Annotated in this window: 1 protein-coding gene; it reads right to left on the reverse strand. The window is 71.0% G+C overall.

Features of this window, described 5'->3' with window-relative positions; all coding sequences use genetic code 11:
* Positions 1 to 136: 136 nt before the first annotated feature.
* A partial coding sequence (locus ACWEF2_RS31580; protein WP_453819906.1) for a sensor histidine kinase occupies positions 137 to 1,728 on the reverse strand: 1,592 nt, incomplete at its 5' end.

Here is a 1,728-nt window from a genome sequence, read left to right on the forward strand (position 1 = left end):
TCGGGATGCCACTCGGCCGCCTCGCGCAGGGCCGCCCCGCCGTCGGCGGCCACCGCCACCTCGAAATGCCGGGCGACCAGATTGATCCGGAGCGCCCGCAGGATCTGGGGCTCGTCGTCGACGACGAGGACCCGGATCATGAACTTTCCACGGAGCCTGGCGGGTTACACGACCGTGAGGTGATGGGCAGTACCAGTCTCATGGTGAGACCTCCGCCGGGGGTCTCCTCCGGTGTCAGGGAGCCGCTCATCGCCTCGGCCAGTCCCCGGGAGAGGGCGAGGCCCAGGCCGACACCGGTGTGGTTGTCGCGGTCGCCGAGCCGCTGGAAGGGCATGAAGACCCGGTCGTGCGCCTCACCCGGAATACCCGGACCCCGATCGATCACCCGGACCTCCACCTGATCGCCATGCCAGCTGGCGGTGACGAGGACGTTGCGCCCCGGCGGGCTGTAGCGGATCGCGTTGGACATGAGATTGACCAGGATCCGCTCGACCAGGGCCGGATCCGCGACGACCTCCGGCAGATCCGGAGGAATATCCGTCTCGACCCGGCCTTCGAGAGGGCCGAGATCGTCGATCGCCCTCGGCACGATCTCCTCCAGTGCCGTCGGCTGCGCCACCAGCCCGAGCACCCCGGCCTGCAGGCGGCTCATGTCGAGCAGGTTGGCGACCAGCCGATCCAGCTTGACCAGCGACTCGTCCGCGGTGGCCAGCAACTCCTTGCGATCCTCCACCGACCAGTCGATGTCCGTGTTGAGCAGGCTCTCCACCGCGGCCTTGGCCGAGGCGAGGGGGGTGCGCAGGTCGTGGCTGACCGCGGCGAGCAGGGCGGTGCGCATCCGGTCGGCCTCGGCCAGCGGCCTGGCCTGCCCTATCTCCTCCTCCAGCCGGTTCTGGCGGAGGGCGACCGCGGCCTCGGCGGCGAACGCCTCCAGCACCCGGCGGTCCGACGCCTCCAGCAGCCTGCCACCCACAGCGAGCACCAGCTGCTCGTCGATCACCACATCCGCGCTGCCCGCGCCGGGGTGAATGCAGGGGGTGCCGCCCGCGGTGGCCACGATCCGCCACGCGGCGGGGTCGGACTGGTCGTCCGGACCGGGCTCACCGATCCGCTCCAGCAACGTCACCGAGGTCAGGCCGAAGGTCTCCCGCAACCGCGACAGCAGCGACGGCAGCGCGGCCTCCCCCCGCAGCACGTGACCGGCCAGCGTGGACAGCACCTCGGCGTCCGCACCGGCCCTGGCCGCCTCCCGGGTACGGCGCGCCGCCACGTCGACCACCGCGCTGACCATGACGGCCACCAGCACGTAGATCCCCAGGGCGAAGAGGTTCTCCGGGTCGGCGACGGTGAACCTGTCCAGTGGCGGGGTGAAGAAGTAGTTGAGCAGCAGGAAGCCGAGCACCGCCGCGGTGACGGCGGGCCACATGCCGCCGACCAGCGCGACCCCGACGACCATGACCAGGAAGAGCAGGATCTCGATGGGGAGGTTGATGTCGTCGCGGATGGGATGGAGTGCCGCGGTCAGGAGCGGCAGTCCCAGTACCGCGAAGACCCAGCCGGCGATGCGGCGGCCTCGGGTGAGCACGGCCCTGGAGCGGGTGGGGCTCCGCCCCTTCTTCACCTCGGCATGGGTGATCATGTGGACGTCGATCGACCCCGACAACGCCGTCGTGGTCACCCCCACCCCCCGCGAGAACACCTGCGCGAACCGCCCCCGCCGAGACGCCC

Source organism: Streptosporangium sp. NPDC004631 (assembly GCF_053601935.1).